The sequence below is a fragment of the Parabacteroides timonensis genome (genome assembly GCF_900128505.1).
Classification (GTDB): domain Bacteria; phylum Bacteroidota; class Bacteroidia; order Bacteroidales; family Tannerellaceae; genus Parabacteroides; species Parabacteroides timonensis.
Window position 1 is genome coordinate 1694637 of record NZ_LT669941.1, and the last position, 25636, is coordinate 1720272.

The following is a 25636-nucleotide window of genomic DNA, read 5'->3' on the forward strand; positions in this document are numbered from 1 at the left end:
GTTAATCCAATATATAATGAGTTGCGATACGATTGAACTCTTCCAATTGCCCGGCTCTCCAGGAGGCATCTTTACCTCTTTCTTCAGCTAGGATTGAGGCAACCTTCGGAGCCATGGCCATCGCTGCACGAGCATCCATAAACAGGATACGCAAACGGCGGGCCAATACATCTTTCAACGTACGGGGCATCTCGTTACGGATAATCCAGGTAACTTCCCCGCGGGTATAAGCGTATCCGGGATGCAACTTCTCACCCATTTCCGGAGCTGAAACAACCAGTTGCCTGATCGCATCGGCATCCGTACCATAGACATATAAAGGATCGGAGTAATCGGGAGTGGTTCCGGAACCATGAACCGGGTACGTTTCGGTTATACAATCGCGTGTAGGCACATGCATATAACGAATGGCATAGTCGAGTGTATCCTGTGCCATCTTCCGGTAGGTAGTCCACTTCCCTCCGATTATAGTTATTAAACCCGATTTCTCACGGATAAGTTTATGGCTACGTGAAATCTCCTTCGTTTTTTTCCCTTCGTTGCGGGGAGCCGCCAAGGGACGGAGACCGGCAAATACCGATAAAACATCACTCCGCTGCGGGGCACGATTCAGGTAATTGGCAGCCGTGTCGAGGATAAACCGAATCTCTTCTTCAAGTGCTACCGGTTCGACACTCGACTCTTTCATCAATGTATCGGTCGTACCCACCACGACCTTATCGTGCCATGGTACAGCAAACAGGACACGCCCGTCGGATGTTTTAGGAATCATCACAGCACAATCGCTGTCCAGAAAAGAAGCATCTAATACCAGGTGAACACCCTGGCTGGGACGAACAGTCGGATATTTACCCGGCTTATCCATCTGTAATATCTCATCTGCAAAAACCCCGGTAGCATTAATAACCGAATGTGCCTTCACCTGATAGGTATCACCCGTTTCCTCATCACGGACAATTACACCGGCCACCTTCTTCTTTTCTTTCAGCAGACCAGTTACATTCATATAGTTCAGAACACAGGCCCCAGCCTCCACGGCGGTTTGTGCCATATTAATAGCCAGGCGGGAATCGTCAAACTGCCCGTCGTGGTAAAGCACACCGGCTGTCATACCCTTTCGTCGGAGCATCGGAATTGTTTTTACCGCTCGCTTGGGACCGATACAAACCGACCGTCCCAGACTGAGTTTCCGAGCCATCAAGTCATACAGTATCAGGCCGACCGTATAGAAAGGTCCTTCCCACCAACGATAACAAGGAATCAGGAATAACTGGTCTTTCACCAGATGAGAGGCATTACGGCGAAGCAGACCACGTTCATGAAGAGCTTCAAAAACCAGTGACATATCTCCCTGTGCCAGATAACGAACACCTCCATGCACCAGCTTCGTACTCCGGCTGGAGGTCCCTTTTGTAAAATCCGAACGTTCGAACAAGGCCACGCTATATCCGCGGGTTGCCGCATCGAGCGCTATTCCCAAACCTGTCGCTCCGCCGCCTATCACGACGAAGTCGAATACTTTTTGCCGGTCATCCAGCAGGGAGATAACTGATTCTCGTTCCATAATACCCTAAATAAAATATTAACTCCCACAAATCTAACAAATTATTTAGATTTGTGGGAGCCGGGTATGTTAATTAACTTAGTCTGTTATTCAAACATCTTGTCGATACCTCCGACATCGGTCGGTATATGCCTCCGCTCTTCCTCCGTCGTTGTCTTGCAAGGATTTGCATATTGTTCCGGAACATCGAAATCGTCATCCTCCGAATAACCGAGAGTCTTGTCGGCATACACTTTCTGCATAAATAAGCCGTAGATAGGTAAAGCCATACTGGCTCCCTGTCCTTCCTGCAGACGATCGAAGTGGATCGAACGATCCTCGCCTCCTACCCAACAACCGGACACCAGGCTCGGCGTGAATCCCATAAACCATCCGTCGGAGTTATTCTGTGTCGTACCTGTCTTACCTCCCATAGGCGCCTTTATACCATACCGGAAACGGACACGTCCACCGGTTCCACCATCGATCACACTCCGCAACATATACAGCATCTTATAGGAAGCATCTTCCGGCAAAACTTCGTTCATTTGCGAATTAAAGCTGGCTATCGTATTTCCATACGAGTCTTCGATACGGGTTACATAAAGCGGTTCGACACGGATACCCTTATTGGCAAACACCGTATAAGCAGCCACCATTTCGCCCACCGACACATCCGGCGTACCGAGCGATACGGAAATAACAGGATCGATATTCCCTTTCAGCCCGAACGAATGCAACAGGCGGACAAAGGTATAAGGAGAAAGCTGCTTCATCAGATAAGCAGTCACCCAGTTGGACGAATTCTGCAATCCCCACTGGATAGTCACCATTTCACCTACCCGCTTGGCTCCGGCATTACGCGGCGACCAAAGGATACCGTTCTCGTCGGTCAGTTGTTGCTGCACGTGAAGCATTTCCTCACAAGGGCTAATACCTTCGATCATCGCCAACGAATAAAGGAAAGGCTTGATGGTAGAACCCACCTGGCGACGTCCGCCATTTATCATATCATACTGGAAATCATTATAATCGATACCTCCCACATAAGCCTTCACATATCCCGTACGCGGGTCCATCGACATAAAGGCCGTACGCAGGAAACTCTTATGATAACGGATAGAATCCCACGGCGACATAATGGTGTCGATCGGTCCATTCCAACTGAATACACGCATTTCCACCGGTTTCTGGAACTCTTTACGCATATCGGCTTCGTTCATTCCACTACTCTTCATGCTGCGGTAGCGGTCAGTCTGGTGCATCGCACGCATAATCATCGTATCTACCTGTCCAACCGACACATCACGGGAGAACGGCGCATAACTGCGTCCTTTCTTCTCACGGAAGAAAGCAGGTTGTAATTCTTTTCCGATATGTTCGCGAACGGCATCTTCTGCATACTTCTGCATACGCGAGTCGATGGTCGTATATATTTTCAGACCGTCGGTATAAAGGTTATAGAACTCACCATCGGCTTTTTTATTCTTATTACACCAACCGTACAGAGGATTGGTTTCCCAGGCCAGCGAATCTTCCGAGAACTTCTGACCTTGCCAAGAGGCATAACGTTTACGGTCCGGTTTCTTAGCCGTCAATGTCAGGCGAAGATATTCACGGAAATAGGGAGCCAAGCCTTCCTTATGATCCATACGGCTGAAACGGACAGTCAGCGGCAACGCTTTTAACGAGTCGCAATCGGCACGAGAGATATAACCGGCCTTCTGCATCTGTTCGAGCACCGTATTACGACGGCCACGGGTACGTTCATTCTGGCGTACCGGGTTAAAGTAAGAAGGGTTCTTACACATTCCCACCAGCGTAGCGGCTTCTTCTATCTTCAAATTCTTGGGAGTGGTACCGAAATAAACACGTGCAGCCGATTGGATACCTACGGCATTATACAGGAAGTCGAACTTGTTCAAATACATGCTGATAATCTCTTCCTTTGTGTAATAACGTTCCAATTGAACGGCAATCACCCATTCGATCGGCTTCTGGAACAGGCGTTCCATAAAGTTATCGGCACTCGGTGAGAAAAGCTGTTTTGCCAGCTGCTGGGTAATGGTACTACCGCCACCACCACTCTTCTGCATCAGGATACCGCGTTTCACAACAGCGCGGAACAATCCCTGCGCATCAATACCGCTATGTTGTGCATAACGAATATCTTCGGTAGCTATCAAGGCTTTCACCAGGTCAGGAGAAAGATCCTTATAATTTGTCATGATACGGTTATCCTGACTATGGGCATAACTTCCCAAAGTCTTTCCGTCAGATGAAATGATCTGGGATGCATATTTGTCGATAGGATTTTCGAGCTGTTCCACCGGCGGCATATACCCGATAGAGCCATTCGCTATTGCGGTAAAAATCAGAAATACAGTTCCTACTGCTGCCGCAAACAGTACCCAGAATGTAATTATAATGCCTTTTGTTACTTTTGAAGCCATCTTCTTATTCGCTTAGAAATCGCAAAGATAAGAAATTAAACCAATAATATAACTCCCAGGCTAATTAAACCAATGAAAACCCAAAGCACTACCCCTTGTACCATCGGACGGACACCGACCTGTTTGATTACTTTTCTTGATAATCCGGCTCCAATCAGAAAGAGAGTGACGGTCAATCCCTTCTTAGCCAACCAAACTAACGAACCTGTCACAGTTTCGGGGATCGTTAAAAAGGTGTTGGCAACCATTGCCAGAATGAAAAAGAAGATAAACCAGGGAATAGCGATCTTACCACCTTTTTGCTTGAAGAGGAACATGGTGACGATCGTAATCGGAATAATCCACAAAGCACGTGTTAACTTAACCATCGTAGCGATTTCAAGCGCTTTCTCACCATAAGCAGCACCGGCACCGACCACCGAACTGGTGTCGTGGATAGCAATAGCCGCCCACATGCCGAATTGCTCCTGCGTCATATTGAGTAAATGACCGATAGGAGGAAAAATAAACAGCGCAATTGCATTCAGGATAAAGATCGTACCCAGTGCCATCGACATTTCATTATCGTTAGCTTTCACTACCGGCCCTACGGCTGCAATGGCGCTACCGCCGCAAATAGCTGTCCCGGCAGAGATCAGATAAGCGGTTTTCCTATCCATCATCAGACGTTTGCCCAGATATATACCCAACACCAGTACAGCCGCCACCGACACAATGGTGAAAAGCATCCCTTCCTTCCCTGTCTTCAGCGACTCATGCAGATTCATACCGAACCCGAGCCCTACGACCGAAAACTGTAACAGATATTTGGATGTCTTCTTACTAAACTTAGGAAAAGGCTGCCCGGCCGTCATCCCGAGTGCAAGCCCCAGAAACAGGGCTATTGCGGGTGAAATAAAAGGCAATAGACAAATAGCGAAAAGGAGAATGAAAAGGGGTTTGTTGTACTTCGTCAGAACTTGCTCAATTGTATTCATTACTATAATTTCATTTAGTTATCTTCTCTTTTGACGGCGCAAAGGTAAAATTAAAATACAAGCGCTCCCAATCACTATATGGAATAGCAGATAACTTGAGGTTATAGATTATTTATAGGTTTGCATATATCGCATAAAACTCTCTTCCAATCCCCCACTCTGCCCTTGCAGTTGCACGAAAGAGAACATTCGTTCGGCCGTAAAGTCAGATATATCGATCACCTTCAATATTCCTGATGTCAACTCGCGGGTGACGGCACGCACCGACAAAATAGCCAAAGCATCCGAATTCTCCAGAAATAATTTGATGCTCTCCGTACTTCCTAACTGCATCAACACTTTCAGTTGTGACAGTTTGATCTGATGTTCGGCCAATGCCGATTCGAGTACCTCCAATGTTCCCGAACCGTTTTCGCGAAGTATCAACGGAAGGGTACATAATTGCTCGAGCGTCAGTTCATCGTAATGGGCCAGCTTGCTACCGGTATGGGTCAGCAATACCAGTTCATCCTTCATGAAGGGGGTGTAATGTAAGGAACTCTGACGGGCATTGCCCTCTACCAGTCCGAGCGTGATCTTTCCTTCGCGCAGGGCTTTCTCGATATCGTGACTGTTGCCGTTGAGCAGGGAAACGCGGATATCGGGAAACTTGGTGACAAAAGAAGAAAGGATAGGTGGCAGGACATACTGCGCAATCGTCGTGCTGGCGCCGAGACGCAGTTCGCCACAGACGTTATTGGTCAGCAGGTTCATTTCGAAATCCAGTTGACGGTAAGCCGTCAGCAGGTTATTGGTATGCGACAGGAGCAACTCTCCCGCAGTTGTCAGCACGATACGGCCACCGGTACGGTCGAAAAGCGGCGTCTTATACTGTACCTCCAGCTCATGAATATGCTTGCTGATAGCAGGCTGGCTGATAAACAACTCCTTTGAAGCCTTCGTAAAGCTCAGGTTCGTCGCAACACTGTAAAATACCTTCAGACGAAAATCCATATTCCTTATTATTTCTAAATAAACTTATCGGGAACAAAGATATGAGTTATTGTCAAGTAAATTCCTACATTTGCAATACTAACGATTAAAACATATCATTATGGCGCATAAGATCGAACAACTATATACGGAATGGCTATCCCTTCAGCCTTTAAAAGCAGACGACCAAACACGACTGAACCAAAAATTCATGTTAGAATTCAATTACAACTCTAACCATATCGAAGGAAATACGCTGACTTACGGACAAACCGAGCTCCTATTGCTATTTGGGAAAGTAGTCGAGGCAGCCAACATGAAAGACTTGGAAGAGATGAAAGCACATAATGTCGGACTGAAAATGATGCAAACGGAGGCTATGGAAAAAGAAAAACCTCTGACGGAAACATTCATTCGTCAGCTTCATCTGACACTCTTACGGGAAGATTATACAATCTTCCGTACACTCCCTGACGGACAAACGACTTCCTATATAATTCATGCCGGAACATACAAAACACGTCCCAACTCCGTCATTACTGTAACAGGAGAACGTTTCGAATACGCTTCACCCGAAGAGACTCCTGCCCTGATGAGCGATTTGGTTGCCTGGTATAATGCGGCAGAAGCCGAAGGGGCATTAACGCCGGTCGAGCTGGCTGCATTATTTCATTACCGCTACATCCGAATCCATCCTTTTGAGGACGGGAACGGGCGAATCGCCCGACTGATAGTGAATTATATATTATCCCGCCACAATTATCCGATGATCGTGGTTAAGAGTAAAGATAAAGAAAATTATTTGACAGCATTAAATCGTTGCGACGTTGCTGTCGGCCCTACTCCATCTGTCGGTGCACATGCTGAACTATCGCAAATACAACCGCTTGTAAGTTATATGGAAGGTTGCCTCGAAAGGGCATTGACAACTTGCATTAAGGCTGCCAAAGGAGAAAGTATCGAGGAAGAGGATGATTTTGAGAAGCAACTGGCAATACTAAAACGGACTGCTAAGAAAGAGGTCGATAAGAACGAGAAACAAGATACTCCGCAAAATAAAGTGGATATATTCAATCTGTTTCATCGCCCGTTCGCCCAAAAACTACTTGAAACGTTAAAGCCGGCTACAGAGTTCTTTAATACGTTTACTGTTCACTATAATATGACTAAAAATAGAGACTCTATAAGTAGTGGCAGTTTCTTTAACTTAAATGAAAAGGTAGAATTGTCCATTGATAACTTATCAGAAAAAGATATGGGCATTCTGACTGAAGCTCAGTCAATCATGTTCCATATGGCATTCCAGGGAGTAAGAGCCGAATTTAACATGAAAGACACACCTATTTTTAAACAAGCAAGTGTCCTGTTTGATTATTCCTTTTACACATTCAATGAGAAAAGCTATAAATACGGAACCTTCCCTTCGGAAGATGAGACAACAGCTTTAATCGATTCGATCAAGAAAGATGTTTTACAACGCATCCAAAATGCAATACAAGCCTGATATGAAGAAGATCAATAAAAAAGTCATCACGATTGTTATCGCCTTACTCGTAACCCTGTTCTTTATCCTACCGGGTATCGGTTTCAGTATACTTAACTGGGGAGTACTGCCTCCGGAAAAACTGACTCCGCTCGTTATCGAGCAAACGAATAAATTCCTTGATGCACACCTCGATTGCGAACGGATCGAATTGACTTACTTCGAGACCTATCCGCATCTGGGAATCAAACTGATCAACGGACACCTGATATCACACGCCGCAGAAGATTCGACGGCACATACCGAAGAACTGGCTATCCCTTCCGACTCACTATTGGCATTCAAACAGGTAGTGATCTCGTTCCGTCCAACCGATTACCTGTTCGGCGGCAAGATAACGGTTGGCGAGGTAAATATAGAAGAACCCCGCTTCTACGGCTATGTCAACAAGAAAGGTTCAGCCAACTGGGATATCTATTCGAGCGAACCCGACTCTGCTGCAACCGACAAGAAGCCCTTGCCCCCCATCGACTTACAGAAAGTACGCATTACCAACGGCCGTTTCACTTACGACGACCGCCAGGGCGACCTGTTTGCCGAGATAAACGGTTTCTTCCTCAGTCTCGATGGCTCACTGACTACCGGAGGTAACAAGCTGGATGTCGAAACAGGCTGTACCTCCATTCTCTTCAGCAGCCCGACTTATACACTCGCAAACAAACTGGCCCTAAAACTGAAAAGCCAACTCCTGCTCTCGGATAACTACAACACCGTGACGCTGAACAATGCAGAATTACTGGTAAACAACCTACCTTTCACCGCCGACGGTTCCGTCAGCAGCCTGCCTTTGCTGAAACAGACACGTATCGATATGGAAGTCGGGCTTAAGATATCCGACATGAATGACCTGCTTCATTTCATACCGGACGCTTATTTCCAGAACCGGGATAAGACTGTTGCGAAAGGTTCTATCATTATGGAGGGGAATATACATGGTTTCCTGGGCGACAGTATTGTGCCGTCTGTTAACCTGTGTTGCAAGATAGAAAACGGTTCTTATCATATGAAGGGGGTCAAACAGGGAATCGATACCCTGCAAATGGATATGGATCTGCATCTGAACGGCATGTATCCCGACTCGTCGTTCCTTTCCCTCGAACAACTGACACTGAAAGGACTGACCACCTCCCTCGATATGCAGGGCAAAGTCAGCAATCTGCTGACCTCACCGAATGTGGATACAAACATAAAAGGAAAAATCGACTTCACCCGTCTGGCAAAAGAATTCATTAATCCGGATACCTTGTTCCTGCAAGGGGTGATGGATGCCGATCTCTCCGCCTCTTTTAATGTAGACGACCTATTGAACAGCCAGTACGGAAAGGTTCATGCTTCCGGCCGCCTGAATATTGACACGCTGAAAGCTTACAGCCTGCCGCTTGGAATGGATGTGTTTATTGCCAAAGCACATTTTTCCGTAGACTCGACAGGGCTGAGTAGTTCGTATCTGGACAACAAAGACTTGTTGAGTATGTCAATGTCGGTAGACAGCCTGAACGTCAAATACCAGGATGCTATAAGTACCAACATAAGTAAGTTGGCTATACAGGCAAAGACTTCTCCTGTAATAGATACAACAGCCGTTATCCCGATGACAGGTCAAATCAGATTCGATTATCTGCGTACCCGTCTGCCGGATTCCGTATTACTGGTAGCCGGAAAGACTGTATTGAAAGGGGGGATCAAATCTTCGGCTTCCGACAAACGGATACCGACACTCGGGGCTACGATCTCCGTCGATACGCTACGTTATTTTATTATCCCCATGCGTACCGGGATGATACTTTCGGAAAATACATTTAATCTGGAAGCCCTACCTTACCGTGATGCGATGCGTCAGCGATGGCTTGCCCGGACAGATACGGCCACACGTACCAACTCAGCAAGACGGCCACGTCGTACAAGGACAACAGGCAGCCAGGTTCAAATAGACTCCACCGACGTCACCTCCCAACTATTACGACAGTGGGAAGTGCGGGGCAGCCTCTCGTTCAAACAGATGCGCGGGTTCAGCCGGATGATGCCTATCCCGATGAAAATCGATCAGACAACATTGAAATTTAACACAAACGATATCACTCTCACCGATGCTCGTCTGCACCTGGGCAAAAGCGATTTCATGCTGAACGGAGAAATCAAAAGTATCCGTCAGGCCATGTTGCGGGGAGGCAAGTTGAGAGGAAATTTCTCCCTTACCTCTGATTATATCGATTGCAACCAATTGATAAAAGCAATAAACTCCGGCATGCAATATGCCGAATTACAAGAGTCCACCGGCCATACCGGTATAGATGCGGAAAGCCTGGCGACCATGGATACCCATATCTTACAGGATTCTATTTCCGTAGCCTCACTCGACACGACCGATCAGGTATTCGTTATTCCGGCCAATCTGGATATGACACTCCATACCAATGCGAAAAAGATAGACTTCAAAGATGCCGAACTGAGTAATGTGGAAGGCGAAATTATTATCCGCGATCAAAGCGTCAACCTGAGTAACCTGGCGATGAACTCAAACATCGGCCGTGGAAATATGACGATGTTCTATACGGCAAAAGATAGCCGAGGGGCATCTGCCGGCTTCGATCTCGACATGGAAGATGTAATGGTTGAGAAACTGATCAGCCTGTACCCTGCTATCGACACACTGGTACCGATGTTACGTTCGTTTGAAGGAGTAGTGGATTGCCAGATCACAGCAACTTGTAAGATGGACTCCATGATGTCGCTCGAACTTCCGTCTCTGCATTCGGCTTGTTACCTGCATGGTGAAAACATGGTATTGCTGGATGGCGAGACGTTTACCGAAATATCGAAAACGCTTATGTTCAAGAATAAAAAACGGAATGTGATAGATAGCATTTCGGTCGACCTGGCCATCAAGGACAATAAAATAGAGGTATTCCCCTTCCTTGTCGAAATGGACCGTTATAAAGTAGCTGTCGGAGGTACGCATAATCTCGATATGACATTCAACTATCACCTATCAGTATTAAAATCACCCGTTCCATTCAAGCTGGGGATAGATATTACCGGTAATCTGGATAATTTCAAATACAAGATCGTGAAATGCCGCTATAAAGATCTCTTCAAGCCGGCCAAAGAAGCCGAACTGGATAGCACGCGCACAAATGTCCGCAAAGAAATACGCGAGTCGATACGTAAACAAATAAAAGAGACTGCTCCCGAATTGGTGAGCAGCCTCTCTTCAAATCATTCAGCGACTTCTCCAGATGGAGAAACCAATGTTTTGTAATTAACGGCCGGAGTACATCCGGTCGTAATATTTCATATAATCGCCGCCGGTAATATCTTCTACCCATTGTTGGTTTTCCAGATACCATCGGATCGTTTTTACGATACCGACCTCAAAGCTGGTTTCAGGTGTCCAGCCGAGTTCTTCCGATATTTTTGTCGGGTCGATGGCATAGCGCTGATCGTGTCCGAGGCGGTCTTTCACAAAAGTGATCAGGCTGTCGTTAATCCAGTCGATCGAAATCTGTCCATCCGGGCCAATCTCCTTCTTCTTGAGCATCTGGCGGTACTCGGGCTGCTCGGTCATTAACCGGTGGATTGTGCTGATGGTCAGTTTAACGATTTCAATATTCTGCTTTTCGTTATGACCACCTACATTATATACCTCTCCTACCCGTCCGCGATGAATAACGGCATCGATAGCCTTGCAATGGTCTTCTACATACAGCCAATCTCTTACATTCGTTCCGTCGCCATACACCGGCAGGGATTTACCCTCCAGGATATTCTTGATGATCAGTGGGATCAGCTTCTCCGGAAAATGATAAGGGCCATAATTATTAGAACAGCGGGTGATACTTACGGGCATTTTATAGGTATCGGAATAGGCTTTTACAAACAAGTCGGCGCTGGTCTTGGAAGCACTATACGGACTTCTCGGGTCCAACGGGGTAGTTTCGTGGAAATATCCCTCTGCTCCCAGACTGCCATACACCTCATCGGTCGATACCTGATGGAAACGGACTCCTTCCCTCCATTGAGGATAGCCGGTTTCGTCTTTTCCTGTCACCCAGGCTCTGCGGGCAGCATCGAGCAAGTTCTGTGTTCCCAAGATGTTGGTTACGAGAAATAACTGCGGATTTTCAATACTACGGTCCACATGGCTCTCTGCAGCAAAGTTGACCACATAATCGAAGTTATACTTTGCAAAAAGTTCATCAGCCAGAGCACGGTCACAGATATCTCCTTTTACAAATTCGCAACGCTTGCCATCAATATCTTCCGCAATCGTGCCCAAATTGCCTGCATAAGTCAACAGGTCGAGAATCACGATTTTTATATCCTGATGTTCCGCCAGCATATATTTGATAAAGTTAGCACCAATAAAACCGGCTGCACCGGTAACCAGATAAGTCTTCATCGTCCGTATTATTTAAATGTAAAATTATATTCTGCCGCACTCAATAGCGGGGCTTTTGTATCTTTCTCTGATAAATTCACTGCATCTATGTCTGTGATTCCCCAATCTACACCAATTGCCGGATCGTTAAACCGCAAGCCTCTTTCATGGCTTGGCATATAAGGATTATCTACCTTATAGGTAAAAACGGCTTCTTCGCTCAACACATGAAATCCATGGGCAAATCCTTGTGGAATAAAAAACTGGCGTTTGTTCTCTGCGGAAAGTTCGACAGCTACATACTTACCGAACGTCGGAGAACCGGTACGAAGATCGACAGCCACATCCAATACCCGTCCTGTTATCACCCGTACCAACTTCGACTGCGAATAAGGAGCCAGCTGGTAATGCAGTCCTCTCAGTACTCCCCTGGAAGAGCAGGATTCATTGTCCTGTATAAAATTTATTTTACCAATGTGTTGTTCAAACTCTGCCTGCTTATAAGCTTCCATAAAATATCCCCTCGCATCATTAAACACTTTTGGTTCAATGATCCAGACACCGGGTATTTCCGTTTCTATATAATTCATTCCTTTATATTTATACTAACAGGAGACAAAGTAACTTCTTTTTCCTTAGTTCTGCAACTATCAACACCTGCAAAAAGAATGAAAAAGATTTGCATATTCCAAACATAATGCCTTTCTTTGCACTCGCAAAAACGATAAGACATCATTTGAAACAAACGGTTCCTTGGATGAGTGGCTTAGTCAGCGGTCTGCAAAACCGTGTACGGCGGTTCGAATCCGCCAGGAACCTCCAAAGAGATAAACTCATCGTTGAAGCAAAATAAAGTCCGGTTCCTTGGATGAGTGGCTTAGTCAGTGGTCTGCAAAACCATGTACGGCGGTTCGAATCCGCCAGGAACCTCAATATTACTGAAAAGCATCTGATGGTTTAACTTTCGGATGCTTTTTTTGTGTTCAAATCAGAACTTCAATTCAGTAATTATTTGCCACCTCTATTTCTTTTAACGTATTCCATGCTATTAGATTCCCAAATTCTGCTACCTTTGCTTTTGAACTGGTTTCGGATGGATTTCCTTCCATTCGGATTAAAAGGGAATCGGGTGAAAATCCCGAACAGTCCCGCTGCTGTAAAACTCCGCTCTACTTTCCGATAAAGACAATTGCCACTGGAGGTCCTCCCTTTAAAGGGAGGACACCGGGAAGGTATCGGAAATTAAGGAGTCAGTCAGAAGACCTGCCGTTCATTAAAGGCTGTTTCTACTCGTGGGGATAGGGGAACAGTACGAAAGTATACTCTAATTTTATTTTTCAAAAGTATCTCATGGAAATAACCAAGAGAAATGGGGCATCCGAACCTTATAACAGGGAGAAAATAACCGTTGCCATCCGGAAAAGCTTTGCCAGTACCGGACAGGAAATAGCGGACGAAAACATCCGCAGCATGGTGGATGAAGTGGAGCGTTTTGTAAACAGCAATGTAGCAAACCGCAGTGTAGAACGCATTCAGGACGAAGTGGAACGTAGCCTGATGGAACATGGTTTTTATGCCGAAGCTAAAAACTATATACTCTATCGCTGGCAACGGACGGAACGAAGGAAAGCCCTCAATCACATTACACATGAAGTGGGTGATACGACCATTATGGAGACACTCAAAGCTATACAGGATAAATTCACTGCCAACGAATACAGTCTGACTATACTGGCTGAGAAATTTTTCAGTTTCTGTAAACCTGAAATGCCATCCAAAGAACGACTGACGGCACTCATCAAAGCGGCAGTAGAACTGACTACACAGGAAGCTCCCGACTGGGAATTCATTGCAGCCCGTCTATTAAACTTCCAGTTGGCAAAGAAACTAAAAAAACAGGAAGAAGCTGTCGGTATCCATACATTCTATGATAAATTAAGCTATCTCACCAACGAAGGATTATATGGTAACTATATACTGGCTAATTACTCTCAGCAAGAGATAGAAGAAGCTGCCGGATTTATCTGTCCGGAAAGAAATGAACTGTTTAATTATTCAGGACTGGATTTACTGGCGAAACGCTACCTTATCCGTACCCGTTCTCATGAACCGGTAGAATCCGTACAGGAAATGTTTCTGGGAATCGCCCTGCATCTTGCCATGCCCGAACAGCACGACCGGATGTTGTGGGTTAAAAAGTTCTACGACCTGTTGAGTAGCCTCCAGGTTACGATGGCAACTCCTACGCTTTCCAACGCACGCAAGCCTTATCACCAACTTTCCAGTTGCTTTATCGATACCGTACCCGACAGCCTGGAAGGTATCTACCGCAGTATTGACAATTTTGCGATGGTCAGCAAGTTTGGCGGAGGTATGGGGATGTACTTCGGGAAAGTACGTGCCACAGGTGGTAATATACGAGGATTTAAAGGAGTTGCCGGAGGTGTGATCCGTTGGATGAAACTGGTAAACGATACAGCTGTCGCCGTAGATCAATTGGGTATGCGGCAGGGAGCCGTAGCAGTGTATCTCGACGTTTGGCACAAAGATTTACCTGAATTTCTCCAACTCCGTACCAATAATGGCGACGACCGGATGAAAGCCCATGATATATTTCCGGCAGTATGTTATCCCGACCTGTTCTGGCGCATGGCAAAAGAAGACCTGAACCAGATATGGTATCTGTTTTGCCCGAATGAGATAATGACTATCAAAGGATATTGCCTGGAAGATTATTATGGCGAAGAATGGGAACAAAGATATCTGGACTGTGTGAACGATAATCGCCTTTCAAAACGCAGTATAAGTATTAAAGATATTATCAGGCTGGTATTGCGCTCGGCTGTAGAAACCGGTACTCCTTTCACTTTCAACCGTGACACCGTAAACCGTGCCAACCCTAATCCTCACCGGGGTATCATTTACTGTTCGAACTTATGTACGGAAATAGCACAGAACATGTCATCCATCGAATCCGTCTCTACTGAAATCCTCACAGAGAACGGTGATACAGTCGTGGTGAAAACAGTTCGCCCAGGCGATTTCGTGGTATGTAATCTAGCCAGCTTATCACTTGGGCATTTGCCGTTGGAAGATGAACAACAGATGAAAGAAAAGGTGGCGACAGTGGTCCGTGCACTCGATAATGTGATCGACCTTAATTTCTATCCCGTACCCTTTGCACAGATAACGAATCATCGTTACCGCAGTATCGGCCTTGGGGTAAGCGGTTACCATCACGCGCTTGCCGTACGCGGCATCCGTTGGGAAAGCGATGAACATCTGACTTTTATGGACAAAGTATTTGAGCGTATCAACTATGCGGCTATTGAAGCCAGTGCTGAATTGGCAAAAGAAAAAGGGCGGTACGAATATTTTGAAGGAAGCGACTGGCAAACCGGAGCTTATTTCATAAAACGAGGATACAAATCGGCGGAATGGAACCGGTTACAGGAAAAAGTCAGGGTAAATGGCATGAGAAATGCCTATCTTCTTGCCATAGCCCCTACCAGCAGTACAAGCATTATCTCAGGAACAACCGCAGGAATAGATCCGGCGATGAAACGTTTCTTCCTCGAAGAAAAGAAAGGTACCATGCTTCCGCGCGTAGCTCCTGCCTTGTCGGACAAGACTTATTGGTTATATAAAAGCGCCTACCAGATAGACCAGCAATGGAGTATCCGTGCTGCGGGTGTCCGGCAACAACATATCGATCAGGCACAAAGCATGAATCTATATATCACCAACGAGTTCACCATGAAACAATTACTCAACCTTTATCTGCTGGCTTGGGAATGCGGAGTGAAAACGGTATATTATGTTCGAAGTAAATCACTGGAAGTAGAAGAATGTGAAAGTTGTACATCATAAAAAACTATAAGAACGATGGAAACAAAAATATTAAAGAAGAACGCCTTATTCAATCCGGAAGGCGACACAGAAATCCGTCTCCGGAAAATGATCGGCGGAAATACCACCAATTTGAACGACTTTAATAATATGCGTTACAAATGGGTGAGCAGTTGGTATCGTCAGGCAATGAACAATTTCTGGATACCCGAAGAGATCAATCTGTCGCAGGATACAAAGGATTATCCTCACCTGGAACCAGCTGAACGGACAGCTTACAACAAAATTCTCAGCTTTCTGGTCTTCCTCGATTCTCTACAGAGTAACAACCTGCCGGCTATCAGTGAATACATCACTGCCAATGAAGTCAATCTTTGTCTTCATATCCAGGCATTTCAGGAATGTGTACATAGCCAGAGTTATAGCTATATGCTTGATTCTATTTGCAGTCCCGAAGAACGTAATGATATTCTCTATCAGTGGAAAACAGATGAGCATTTATTGAAAAGAAATACGTTCATCGGCAATTGTTACAACGAGTTTCAGGAGAGCCAAAACGGTTTTACACTGATGAAGACCTTGATAGCCAATTACATTCTGGAAGGTATTTATTTCTACAGCGGTTTCATGTTCTTTTACAACCTGAGCCGTAACGGAAAGATGTCAGGATCCGCCCAGGAAATACGTTATATCAACCGGGATGAAAATACGCATCTATGGTTATTCCGTAACATCATTCTCGAACTGAAAAAAGAAGAGCCCGAACTCTTTACACCCGATAAGGTTAAAGTGTACGAGGAAATGATGCGTGAAGGAGTGAAACAGGAAACGGAATGGGGACAATATGTGATAGGAAACAACATCCAGGGACTCAACCAGCAAATGGTAGCAGATTATATCCGCTATTTGGGTAATATCCGTTGGCTCAGTCTGGGTTATGAACCACTGTTTGAAGACAACCGGAAGGAACCGGAAAGCATGCACTGGGTATCACAGTATTCAAATGCCAACATGGTGAAGACTGACTTTTTCGAAGCAAAGAGTACAGCTTATGCCAAGAGCACGGCGTTGGAAGATGACTTGTAACAGTCTCCCTTTCTACACCACATAACAAGAATCCGGATATACATTATTATTAATGTATCCGGATTCCTATCCTATTCTATATAGACTTATCGACCAACACTTTCAACCCTTTGAAAACCCTCCCACAGACAGCCTCTTACCCAATGTAAATCAACGGGATAAAACATCTATTTTCTTTAACTAAAAGGACTCTCAATAATTAATGATTATTCGTATCGCCGATTCATTTATTTAGCTACTTTTGCGCACTTATTATATTCGACATGAATAACGTGCTAATTTTATTAGACAGCCTGAATGATTGGAAACCGTATTATAAGACAAGCAGCATCTTGAACGTTTCCGATTATTTGAAGAACAAATCTCTCCAGAAAGAAAAGGGGAATAAGTTTGTTATCAACCTTAGTAACGATTACAGTTATAATTCCGAAGGATATTACTGTTCGCTACTAGCCCAAACCAGGGGACACAAAGTGATTCCCGGAGTAGATATCATTAATAAGGTAGAAGCAGGTGCCGGTGTCCGGATGGACCGAAACCTGCAAAAGCTCTGTTATCAGTGGATACAGAAAAATAATATTACCGAAGACATCTGGAACCTGGATATCTATTTCGGTACATGCAAAGAGAAAGGGTTGGAAAAAATAGCCCGTTTTATCTTTGAGAACTATCCGGCACCGCTATTAAGGGTCAGTTTGAATACCCGGCAAAAGAACCAAATTGAAACAATCCAGTTCCTTTCATTAGAACAACTGAATGACGACGAGCAAAGCTTCTTTGCCGATACGCTGGACCGTTTCAACAAAAAAGTATGGCGTGCACCCCAATCTGTTAAATCGGCACGGTATAGCCTGGCTGTATTATACGATCCGGAAGAAAAGTTTCCACCCAGCAACAAACAGGCTTTGAACAAATTATTGGATGTTGCTAAAAAAATGGATATACATGCCGAACTAATCACCGAAGAAGATGCTACACGGTTAATGGAGTTCGACGCTCTGTTTATCCGGACCACTACGTCGCTGAACCATTATACTTTCCGTCTGTCACAACTGGCGAAGCAAAACGGAATGGTGGTGATCGATGATCCGTTATCTATCATCCGGTGTACCAACAAGGTCTACCTAAACGAACTATTTGAGAAAGAAAAGATACCGGCTCCGTTGTCTATGTTGATCTTTAAGTCGAATGAAAACACATTCGAACAGATCAGCGAACAACTAGGTTCGCCTTTCATCCTGAAAATCCCGGACGGATCGTTCTCTTTCGGGATGAAAAAAGTAACCAATGAGATAGAGCTGAAAGCAGCACTCGATCTGCTTTTCGATAAATCGTCTATCCTTCTGGCACAGGAATTTACCCCGACCGAATTCGACTGGCGAATCGGTATCCTGAACGGAGAACCGCTGTTTGCCTGCAAATATTATATGGCAAAAGGACACTGGCAGATCTATTGCCATTATGATTCGGGAAGAAGTCGGTGCGGACTGGTCGATACGCTTCCGATTTACCAAGTTCCACGTAAAGTACTCGACACAGCAGTCAAGGCAGCTTCGCTGATAGGCAAAGGATTATATGGAGTCGATATGAAGATGGTCAACGACCGGGCTATGGTTATCGAGATCAACGATAATCCGAGCATCGACCACGGGATTGAAGATGCTGTACTGGGGGATGATTTATATTATCGTATCCTGAATCATTTCGGTCGTACACTGGATATGAAACACTTCTAAGTAGATGGAAAAAGAGTTGGAAATCAGGCAGGCAGTCCGTTCGGACCTCGATTCTATACAGGAAATAGAAACAATTTGTTTCGGTGCGGACAGTTTTTCAAGGAGACAGTTCTTATACCTTATTACCCAGGCAAAAGGAATTTTTTATGTTGTTACGGATAAGGAGAAAGTGATTGCATACAGTTCGTTGATATCGAATGCCCGCACTCATAACCTACGTATTTATTCCATAGCCGTTCATCCGGATGCCAGAGGCAGGAAGTTAGGGCAGCAACTGATGGAAAAAGCAATCGGGTTTGCCCGGTCTCATCAACTCAAAAAGATAACGTTGGAAGTAAATGTAACTAACGGAGCCGCCATCGGTCTCTACTTAAAAAACGGATTCGAACACATCCGCATAATCAACAATTATTATGCGGATGGCTCGAATGCTTATTATATGCATAAGATTATTAACTCCTAAGCGTCTGATAAAACTAGAAATTCGTTGGCTTCCCTCCTACCTTGACTTTGGCCAGTCCGGCATTCCCGGAAACAAAGTTGATACGGACAAAGCGAAGGCTGTTGTGCTCCTTCCACATCGCCTAAAGTAAAAAGCCAGCCACGATTCAAACTGATTTACTGGCAGACTGTATCGTGAAGAGGCGGTTATCGAACGATAAACACCCCCCTATNCACCTCGCTATGTGTTCCCACTACCACCAGGAGCTGCCTTCCCTCAGGCCGCTGAAGCGTGTCGTGCCTTCCGATTCGCTACGACGGAGGCAAACGTTACAATGCCTGTATCTCCACCTCGCTCAGACCGGTCGCTTGTTGGATAGAGCCAATATCCATGCCTAGCTGCTTGAGGCGAATAGCAACGCTTCTGACGCCTTCAAGGAGACCTTCGGCAAGGCCCTTAGCTTCACCTTCCGCCAAGCCCTCGGCACGACCTTTCTCCATCCCAATCTCTATCCCCTCCTCCAGTTTCGTTTCCATGCAGGCATACAGGTCGCGTTCGGTGGAGAGGCTGAGTTCGTATGCCAGGCGTTCGTCGGGGGTCATGCGCTCTATCTCGGCCAGGCTTTTTAGCTTCTGGAAGATTTGTTCGTTTAACTCTAATGGTAGTCGTTCCATGATTTCTATATTGTTTAGTACATATAAAAACTTCTTATAAAAAGTATCGCATTCGGAGAGCTTCAGGCGGAACTTGGGCATCTCCAGATAAACTTCCGTCAGGGTGTCGCTGAAAGGTTCTTTCAGTTCACGATCCATGCGGATAACGTTCCAGTGGTATTTATCCGGGTATCGACGATCCATGATGTAATTCAGAAAACAGACTACATACACGCGATTCACCGAATAATTCCAACGGAGACGTTTCAAGGGGATTTTATCTCCCTCACCTTTTTCCTGCATCTCCTTCTGAGCCTTTCGCTCACGCTCCAACATTTCTTTGGCGTATGTGGCCTGCTGTTGGATGGCGAAGGAGGCGTAATACAATACCCGATCGGAGAAGTATTTCTGGGAGTTCTTCTGAACCTCGACGATTATCAGCTCATGGTTACTCGTTTCGCAGAAAATGTCGAATACAGCTTTGCGGTCTCCACGACTCAACCCAAGGGCTTCTACATTACGGAAACTGATATCCGTAATACACTCATTCAGTAGACTGTTCAGGAAGAGGATGATCATTTCCTTGTTGATCTCACTTCCGAAGATCCTTTTAAAACCCTCATCCGTAAAAGGATTGATAAACTTCTCCTGCGGAGGAAAAACTTCATTTGATTTCATAGACAAGACTTTTTGGTTTAATACCCCACTACCGACCTGATAGCGAGACTTTGCAAATATAGAGATTCTCCCGAAAATGCCAAAAAGTTTCAAAATAATTTAGCAAATGGAAGTAGCCAACTCCCCTTATGAGAGGAAAGGCCACGTTTATCTTTATGGCTGGGACATCACAAGAAGTGCGTATTCCTTTAAATAAGGATGGCCTGACATCACATTCAAAACATCTCACCTAGGCAACAGGATTTAATATAGAATCAATCAAGGCAATAAACTCCTCAACTCTAGATATGAAACTAACGCCTCTATGCTTTCCTCGTCCATTTGCTGTTTCATAACCTAACCCCCTCATTAACAACATTCACATAAAAAGGAGTTTTAAACGGTCGATTCCGCCATTGTTTTTGGGTGTAGACCAATGGGCTGATACTAATGTGTTCTGCCAATTCCAGATCGTATAAAGGATAAGTGATGGATGTGATGTCGTTGTACGACAAATGATCTTTATCTACCAATATCAAGAGATCGACATCGGAGTCCTGCCTGGCTTCGCCCCGGGCCTCCGAGCCATACAAGATCACTTCTGCTCCGGGAGCAACCCGATGCAAAATATCCTTTATCTTCTGTATGATTCCTGGTCTGTTCATATATTCCTTTTCACAAAGATAAGTATCCTACTGCACAAAACAAAATATTCGCTCCTCTTCTTTTTCAGGAGCAAATCTTTTGTTTTGTGCAGAAGAGTTCCTACCTTTGTAGAAAAATCAAGCCTAATGAAGAAGAACGTAAAAACAAAAGAACAAATAAATATCTTTCAGCGTATGCTGGAGGATAAACGAGCTATACGTCAATGTATTCAGACAGGCGGTAACCTGAAAGAATTAGCCAAAGCCCGTGGAATCAAATTTGCAACCCCCTAGCTTTCCATTCGGTTTATACTTTCAATATCGAGCCGGAAAGTGAGTCTATGCATCCCATAGATAACAGAATAGCTATTACCGTTGTTTCCATTTTACAGAAATTCTTTTCTCGCAATGAAAATGCAATGATAATGGTATGCGATAATTGCGATGGAAAAGAGGTGAAGCGTGAGAAGCTTTTCTCCCGTTGGTTCTCACGGTATAACGACGGGAATATCAGAAAGTATGATGGTTCCTCAGCGTGTGAAGATTATACGTTATATGTCTCCTTATATATCCACAAACAAAACAGAAACGAGCAACAGCTCGTCTCTGCTTTCTATGATCTGGTAAATAATAACTTATACCCAGTATAACCACCCTCGCTATGCCTTCCCGGATGAAGGGCGGGCAGACCCCGCCCCTACGGTGGTTATCGAACGATAACCACCTCGCTATGTGTTCCCACTACCACCAGGTAGCTGCCTTCCCTCAGGCCGCTGAAGCGCGTCGTGCCTTCCGATTCGCTGCGACGGAGGCATTGGCCGGATAGCGCATAGATGGCTATCGGGAGCCTCGTCGGGGTGTCGACCACGATGGTGCCTCCACGTTCCGTACGGATACGGATGGAGGCGGCGGCGATCTCTTCGTTGCCCACGGGGTGAAGCGCACGGAACCAGGCGTAAGCCTCGGTGTCTTCACGCAGACGGAAGGTCAGCGGCGAGCGTCGACTGCCGTCCATCCACTCGACGAAGGTGCGATGGGTGTCGCTCACGGCCGTGAGCGTCAGCTCCGTGCCGAAGGGGTAACGGAGCGCGTCGGATGAAGGGGAAGACGAAGCGGGCGTAACTGCGATACCCACGCCGCTGCGATAGAGGTCGTCGCCCTCGAAGAGGCTGTCGGCGGGAAGCGTCAGGGTGTAGGTGCCGTAGCCGCTCACTTCGCCGATACGGATGTCGCAATCGTCGTCGTAGACATAGACGCGGTAGTTGCCTCGCGTGTCGGGGCTGAGCGTGTTCCACCAATAGCCGTCGACGGTGACGGTCGGATACTCGCCTGTGCCTGCCGGGTCGATCTCGATGGAGAATTCGATGTAGCTGCCTTCGCGCACCTGATGCGTACCGCCGCCGTGGATGATGGCTCCGGTGATCGACTCGGGGATCGTGACGGTGTAGTAGACGGGATCGGGCGCTGGGGTTGGTTTCACTTTCTTAAAAGTGGCCGTGACGGTTACGGCCTTATCCGGCATTTCGAAAGTATGTTGATTGCCGGAGACAGATACCACCGCACCATCCACTTCCAGTGATTTCAGCTCGTAGCCACTACCAGGTGTAACCGTCAGGGTGACCTTCTCCCCGACAATGGCAACAGTCTTGTTTGCAGAGACACTGCCATTGTCTGAAGAGGTTATTATAATGCTGTACAGCGTCACCTTTATCTCTGCTGGTTTGGATGGGAAAAGACACTCATCTGGGTTAGCCTTGTAGCGAGCATAGAAAGTAAGTGCTTTACCCGCTTCAACTGGTTCAAAGGTTGAAGATATCTTCCATTCCTTTCCATTCTCACTATACTCTACATCCTCTAGAACTGTCAACAGAACACCACTCTCTTCCGTTGTTGTAGCTGTTATACCTGCTGGTGCATCCGGACGCTCCAGTTTATATTCCAACACTTCGCTAGCCTTTCCGAGATGGCAGATATATAATGTTGCATTACCAATAAGATCGGCAAGCGGGACCTCACTCAAAGGTTTGGCCTCTTTCAATGAAGTTCCTGCAACTATCAGGTAGTCATCCAAATCTTCCAAGTCTTTCCAATTTTCTCCTTTGAAGTCTATCACATCCTTTGGCTCTATCTCTACAGCCACCAATTGTATCACAATTGGGTTGCTTTCGCTAAAGGTTGGCAGAGTGAGAGTACCGCTTTCATAATTAGCGGAACCTCTCCAAGGAGACTCAGTCAACATCTTTTCCATCACCTCAGCCAACTCTTTAGCTGTTTTCGGAGCGGCTTTCTCATTACCACTATCGGTGCCATCCCCAATCCCGTTCGTTGCCGTTCCGGCAAGGTAGTAGCAGTCGGTGATTTCACCCTCGTTGTTATTGCCACACACACCGCCGACTTGGCCAGACTCTCCACCCTTTACCGAACCGACATTATAACAATTGGAAATCTTAGCATTGTTATTGACTTTGTACTTACCACACACGCCACCGACAGAGGCATATTTTCCCCCCTCTACCGAACCAGTATTATAGCTATTGGAGATCATACCAAAGTTATAGCCACACACGCCGCCGACAAAGGCATTGTTTCCGCCCTTTGCCGAACCGGTATTATAGCTATTGGAGACCGATGAGCCAAGGCTACACACGCCACACACGCCACCGACAGAGGCATTGGATCCTGTCCCCTCTACCGAACCGGTATTATAGCTACTTGATATCAAGCCGTTAGAGCTACTGCCACACACACCGCCGACACAGGCATGATCTCCTGTCCCCTTCACATAACTATCCTCCACCCTGACATTCTCTATCTTACCGCCTAAGCCAAGACAACCAAACAAGCCTAGATAAGCGTCATCACTACTATCTTCAATATAAACCCCCGACACCTTGTAGCCATTCCCATCAAAGATTCCTTTAAAAGAGTGATCAAAGTCTTTCCCTATCGGCGTCCAATGATACTTCTTATCAGGTGCCGCGCCATCCAAGTTATACTCCGACACCTCAATACTCTGCATCAACTTACCATTGATCGTAGTAGCTCCATCATTCACCTCCGTTGCAAACCAGCGAAGCTGCGTGGCTGTATAAATCTCATAAAACCCATCAATATTATCCGGTTCCGGTGGACAAGAAATAGCCGGCACATTGTCACCTATATTTAAATGAGGGAGCATCAACTTATCCTGTTCAATAGAGGGGTGTCCTTGCCAAGGACTAGAGCTAGGCTCAGAGCCAGTAGCGACCAACCACTCCTCTACTGCTGTAATAAACTCCGTGCCAAACTTTTTCGATGGGTCTGGATCTACACCAGCGCCATCCCCAATCCCATTCGTTGCCGTTCCGGCTAGGTAGAAGCAGTCGGTGATTTTACCGCCGTTAGAGCCACACACGCCGCCGACAGAGGCGTTTTCTCCTACCTGCCCCGTCACCGAACCGGCATTATAACAATTGGAGATGATTAGGCTATTCACTTCGTTCAGGCCACACACGCCGCCGACATAGGCATCGCCCCATCCATTCGCCTTCGTCCCATCCCCCGTCACCGAACCGATATTATAACAATTGGAGATCGTGCCATCATAGCTATAGCCACACACGCCGCCGACAGAGGCAGAGGAGGTCATCCCCTCCCCCGTATTCTTCGTCTCCCCCGTCACCGAACCGGCATTATAGCTATTGGAGATCGAGCCACCAGAGCTATAGCCACACACGCCGCCGACATAGGCATACTGTCCTGTCCCCTTCACATAACTATCCTCTACCCCAACATTCTCTATCTTACCGTCTTCGCCAAGATAACCGAACAGGCCTAGATAAGTACTTTCGTTATTATCATCAATAATATAAACCCCCGACACCGTTTTACCATTCCCATCAAAGGTTCCTTTAAAAGGAGATTTATTGTTCCCTATCGGCGTCCAATGATCCTCCGGGGCAGGTGCCGTGCCATCCAACGTATACTCCGACACCGCAATATCCTCCATCAACTTGCCTTTGATCTCACCATCTTCTTCACCTTCACCATCGCTCTCTGGAACATCACCATTCACCTTCTTTGCAAACCAGCGAAGCTGCGTGGCTGTATAAATCTCATAAAACCCATCAATATTATCCGGTTCCGATGGACAAGAAATAGCCGGCACATTGTCACCTATATTTAAATAAGGGAGCATCAACTTATCCTGTTCAATAGAGGGGCGTCCTAGCCAAGGGCTAGCACCCTCAGAGTCAGTAGCGGCCAACCACCCCTCTACTGCTCCAATAAACTCCGTGCCAAACTTTTTCGATGGGTCTGGATCTCCACCAGTTCCCTCCCCAACCCCTTCCTTTGCCGTTCCGGCTAGGTAGAAGCAGTCGGTAATATCGGATCTGTTAGAGCCACACACGCCGCCGATATAGGTGTTTTCTCCTGCCTGCCCCGTCACCGAACCGGCATTATAACAATTGGAGATCATCCTATCGCTAGAGCCACACACGCCGCCGACATAGGCTATTCCATTTGCCTGCCCCGTCACCGAACCGATATTATAACAATTGGAGATCATACTCACGCTAATGCCACACACACCGCCGACATTGGCTTGGGTTTTCGCCTGCCCCGTCACCGAACCGATATTATAACAATTGGAGATCGTGCCATAATAGCTAGAGCCACACACGCCGCCGACATTGGCATAGCCCAATCCACTCGCCTTCGTC

At 46.1% G+C, this 25636-nt stretch carries 17 protein-coding genes, 2 tRNA genes and 1 riboswitch; of the genes, 10 read left to right on the plus strand and 9 right to left on the minus strand.

Features of this window, described 5'->3' with window-relative positions; all coding sequences use genetic code 11:
• Window position 1: 1 nt before the first annotated feature.
• From BQ7394_RS14430 to BQ7394_RS14445, 4 genes are all read right to left on the minus strand, one after another.
• Entirely contained in the window at window positions 2-1564 is a 1563-nt protein-coding gene (locus tag BQ7394_RS14430; protein WP_075558076.1) for a glycerol-3-phosphate dehydrogenase/oxidase, read from the minus strand.
• A gap of 86 nt (window positions 1565-1650) precedes the next feature.
• Window positions 1651-3996: a transglycosylase domain-containing protein gene (locus tag BQ7394_RS14435; RefSeq protein ID WP_075558077.1), complete on the minus strand. Its 2346-nt coding sequence runs from the start codon at window positions 3994-3996 to the stop codon at window positions 1651-1653.
• A 35-nt stretch (window positions 3997-4031) separates the two neighbouring features.
• On the minus strand, window positions 4032-4973 hold the full coding sequence (locus tag BQ7394_RS14440; protein WP_075558078.1) for a YeiH family protein: 942 nt from the start codon (window positions 4971-4973) through the stop codon (window positions 4032-4034).
• Between the two features lie 108 nt (window positions 4974-5081).
• The gene (locus BQ7394_RS14445; protein WP_075558079.1) at window positions 5082-5966 is read right to left on the minus strand and encodes a LysR family transcriptional regulator; all 885 of its coding nucleotides are present in this window, start codon (window positions 5964-5966) and stop codon (window positions 5082-5084) included.
• Between the two features lie 100 nt (window positions 5967-6066).
• On the opposite strand from BQ7394_RS14445, the gene BQ7394_RS14450 reads away from it, so the two are divergent.
• Together BQ7394_RS14450 and BQ7394_RS14455 are read left to right on the plus strand one after the other, a co-directional pair.
• Window positions 6067-7449 carry a Fic family protein gene (locus BQ7394_RS14450; protein ID WP_075558080.1) on the plus strand — a complete coding sequence of 461 codons (1383 nt, stop codon included), beginning with the start codon at window positions 6067-6069 and terminating at the stop codon, window positions 7447-7449.
• Window position 7450: 1 nt separating this feature from the next.
• Entirely contained in the window at window positions 7451-10747 is a 3297-nt protein-coding gene (locus BQ7394_RS14455; protein ID WP_075558081.1) for an AsmA-like C-terminal region-containing protein, read from the plus strand.
• Here BQ7394_RS14455 and rfbB read toward each other — a convergent pair whose 3' ends face one another.
• Together rfbB and rfbC are read right to left on the minus strand one after the other, a co-directional pair.
• Window positions 10748-11887, minus strand: coding sequence for a dTDP-glucose 4,6-dehydratase (gene rfbB, locus BQ7394_RS14460; RefSeq protein WP_075558082.1), 1140 nt, complete (start codon window positions 11885-11887; stop codon window positions 10748-10750). It lies immediately after the preceding gene.
• Window positions 11888-11895: 8 nt separating this feature from the next.
• Complete coding sequence (rfbC, locus tag BQ7394_RS14465; RefSeq protein WP_075558083.1) at window positions 11896-12456, minus strand: dTDP-4-dehydrorhamnose 3,5-epimerase; 561 nt, start codon at window positions 12454-12456, stop codon at window positions 11896-11898.
• Between the two features lie 157 nt (window positions 12457-12613).
• Between rfbC and BQ7394_RS14470 the strand changes: the two genes are divergently transcribed.
• The 6 genes from BQ7394_RS14470 to rimI all read left to right on the plus strand — a co-directional run bounded on the left by BQ7394_RS14470 (window position 12614) and on the right by rimI (window position 19000).
• Window positions 12614-12688, plus strand: a tRNA-Cys gene (locus tag BQ7394_RS14470).
• A 36-nt stretch (window positions 12689-12724) separates the two neighbouring features.
• A tRNA-Cys gene (locus tag BQ7394_RS14475) sits at window positions 12725-12796 on the plus strand.
• 137 nt (window positions 12797-12933) lie between these two features.
• A riboswitch (cobalamin riboswitch) is annotated at window positions 12934-13151 on the plus strand.
• Window positions 13152-13216: 65 nt separating this feature from the next.
• Window positions 13217-15736: a ribonucleoside-diphosphate reductase subunit alpha gene (locus BQ7394_RS14480; RefSeq protein ID WP_075558084.1), complete on the plus strand. Its 2520-nt coding sequence runs from the start codon at window positions 13217-13219 to the stop codon at window positions 15734-15736.
• A 15-nt stretch (window positions 15737-15751) separates the two neighbouring features.
• Entirely contained in the window at window positions 15752-16801 is a 1050-nt protein-coding gene (locus BQ7394_RS14485; protein WP_075558085.1) for a ribonucleotide-diphosphate reductase subunit beta, read from the plus strand.
• A 263-nt stretch (window positions 16802-17064) separates the two neighbouring features.
• Window positions 17065-18537 (plus strand): RimK family protein, encoded by a 1473-nt coding sequence (locus tag BQ7394_RS14490; RefSeq protein WP_075558086.1) that lies wholly within the window; start codon window positions 17065-17067, stop codon window positions 18535-18537.
• A 4-nt stretch (window positions 18538-18541) separates the two neighbouring features.
• On the plus strand, window positions 18542-19000 hold the full coding sequence (rimI, locus tag BQ7394_RS14495) for a ribosomal protein S18-alanine N-acetyltransferase (RefSeq protein ID WP_075558087.1): 459 nt from the start codon (window positions 18542-18544) through the stop codon (window positions 18998-19000).
• A gap of 308 nt (window positions 19001-19308) precedes the next feature.
• Here rimI and BQ7394_RS14500 read toward each other — a convergent pair whose 3' ends face one another.
• Both BQ7394_RS14500 and BQ7394_RS14505 read right to left on the minus strand, forming a co-directional pair.
• Entirely contained in the window at window positions 19309-20310 is a 1002-nt protein-coding gene (locus tag BQ7394_RS14500; RefSeq protein ID WP_075558088.1) for an Rpn family recombination-promoting nuclease/putative transposase, read from the minus strand.
• A 329-nt stretch (window positions 20311-20639) separates the two neighbouring features.
• Window positions 20640-20954, minus strand: coding sequence for a nucleotidyltransferase domain-containing protein (locus tag BQ7394_RS14505; RefSeq protein WP_075558089.1), 315 nt, complete (start codon window positions 20952-20954; stop codon window positions 20640-20642).
• A 126-nt stretch (window positions 20955-21080) separates the two neighbouring features.
• Here BQ7394_RS14505 and BQ7394_RS26005 point away from each other — a divergent pair, with 126 nt between their 5' ends.
• The gene (locus BQ7394_RS26005) at window positions 21081-21227 is read left to right on the plus strand and encodes a hypothetical protein (protein ID WP_167369474.1); all 147 of its coding nucleotides are present in this window, start codon (window positions 21081-21083) and stop codon (window positions 21225-21227) included.
• A 47-nt stretch (window positions 21228-21274) separates the two neighbouring features.
• Window positions 21275-21583 (plus strand): DUF6169 family protein, encoded by a 309-nt coding sequence (locus tag BQ7394_RS25705; RefSeq protein ID WP_235848750.1) that lies wholly within the window; start codon window positions 21275-21277, stop codon window positions 21581-21583.
• A 56-nt stretch (window positions 21584-21639) separates the two neighbouring features.
• Here the strand turns inward: BQ7394_RS25705 and BQ7394_RS14510 are convergent, their stop codons facing one another.
• Window positions 21640-25596 carry a GLUG motif-containing protein gene (locus tag BQ7394_RS14510; protein WP_139317715.1) on the minus strand — a complete coding sequence of 1319 codons (3957 nt, stop codon included), beginning with the start codon at window positions 25594-25596 and terminating at the stop codon, window positions 21640-21642.
• Window positions 25597-25636: the final 40 nt, after the last annotated feature.

Excerpts from the sequence above, each read along its gene's own strand:
- BQ7394_RS14430 (WP_075558076.1), bottom strand. The coding sequence starts at position 1,564 with ATGGAACGAGAATCAGTTATCTCCCTGCTGGATGACCGGCAAAAAGTA.
- BQ7394_RS14435 (WP_075558077.1), bottom strand. The coding sequence starts at position 3,996 with ATGGCTTCAAAAGTAACAAAAGGCATTATAATTACATTCTGGGTACTG.
- BQ7394_RS14440 (WP_075558078.1), bottom strand. The coding sequence starts at position 4,973 with ATGAATACAATTGAGCAAGTTCTGACGAAGTACAACAAACCCCTTTTC.
- BQ7394_RS14445 (WP_075558079.1), bottom strand. The coding sequence starts at position 5,966 with ATGGATTTTCGTCTGAAGGTATTTTACAGTGTTGCGACGAACCTGAGC.
- BQ7394_RS14450 (WP_075558080.1), top strand. The coding sequence starts at position 6,067 with ATGGCGCATAAGATCGAACAACTATATACGGAATGGCTATCCCTTCAG.
- BQ7394_RS14455 (WP_075558081.1), top strand. The coding sequence starts at position 7,451 with ATGAAGAAGATCAATAAAAAAGTCATCACGATTGTTATCGCCTTACTC.
- rfbB (WP_075558082.1), bottom strand. The coding sequence starts at position 11,887 with ATGAAGACTTATCTGGTTACCGGTGCAGCCGGTTTTATTGGTGCTAAC.
- rfbC (WP_075558083.1), bottom strand. The coding sequence starts at position 12,456 with ATGAATTATATAGAAACGGAAATACCCGGTGTCTGGATCATTGAACCA.
- BQ7394_RS14480 (WP_075558084.1), top strand. The coding sequence starts at position 13,217 with ATGGAAATAACCAAGAGAAATGGGGCATCCGAACCTTATAACAGGGAG.
- BQ7394_RS14485 (WP_075558085.1), top strand. The coding sequence starts at position 15,752 with ATGGAAACAAAAATATTAAAGAAGAACGCCTTATTCAATCCGGAAGGC.
- BQ7394_RS14490 (WP_075558086.1), top strand. The coding sequence starts at position 17,065 with ATGAATAACGTGCTAATTTTATTAGACAGCCTGAATGATTGGAAACCG.
- rimI (WP_075558087.1), top strand. The coding sequence starts at position 18,542 with ATGGAAAAAGAGTTGGAAATCAGGCAGGCAGTCCGTTCGGACCTCGAT.
- BQ7394_RS14500 (WP_075558088.1), bottom strand. The coding sequence starts at position 20,310 with ATGAAATCAAATGAAGTTTTTCCTCCGCAGGAGAAGTTTATCAATCCT.
- BQ7394_RS14505 (WP_075558089.1), bottom strand. The coding sequence starts at position 20,954 with ATGAACAGACCAGGAATCATACAGAAGATAAAGGATATTTTGCATCGG.
- BQ7394_RS26005 (WP_167369474.1), top strand. The coding sequence starts at position 21,081 with ATGAAGAAGAACGTAAAAACAAAAGAACAAATAAATATCTTTCAGCGT.
- BQ7394_RS25705 (WP_235848750.1), top strand. The coding sequence starts at position 21,275 with ATGCATCCCATAGATAACAGAATAGCTATTACCGTTGTTTCCATTTTA.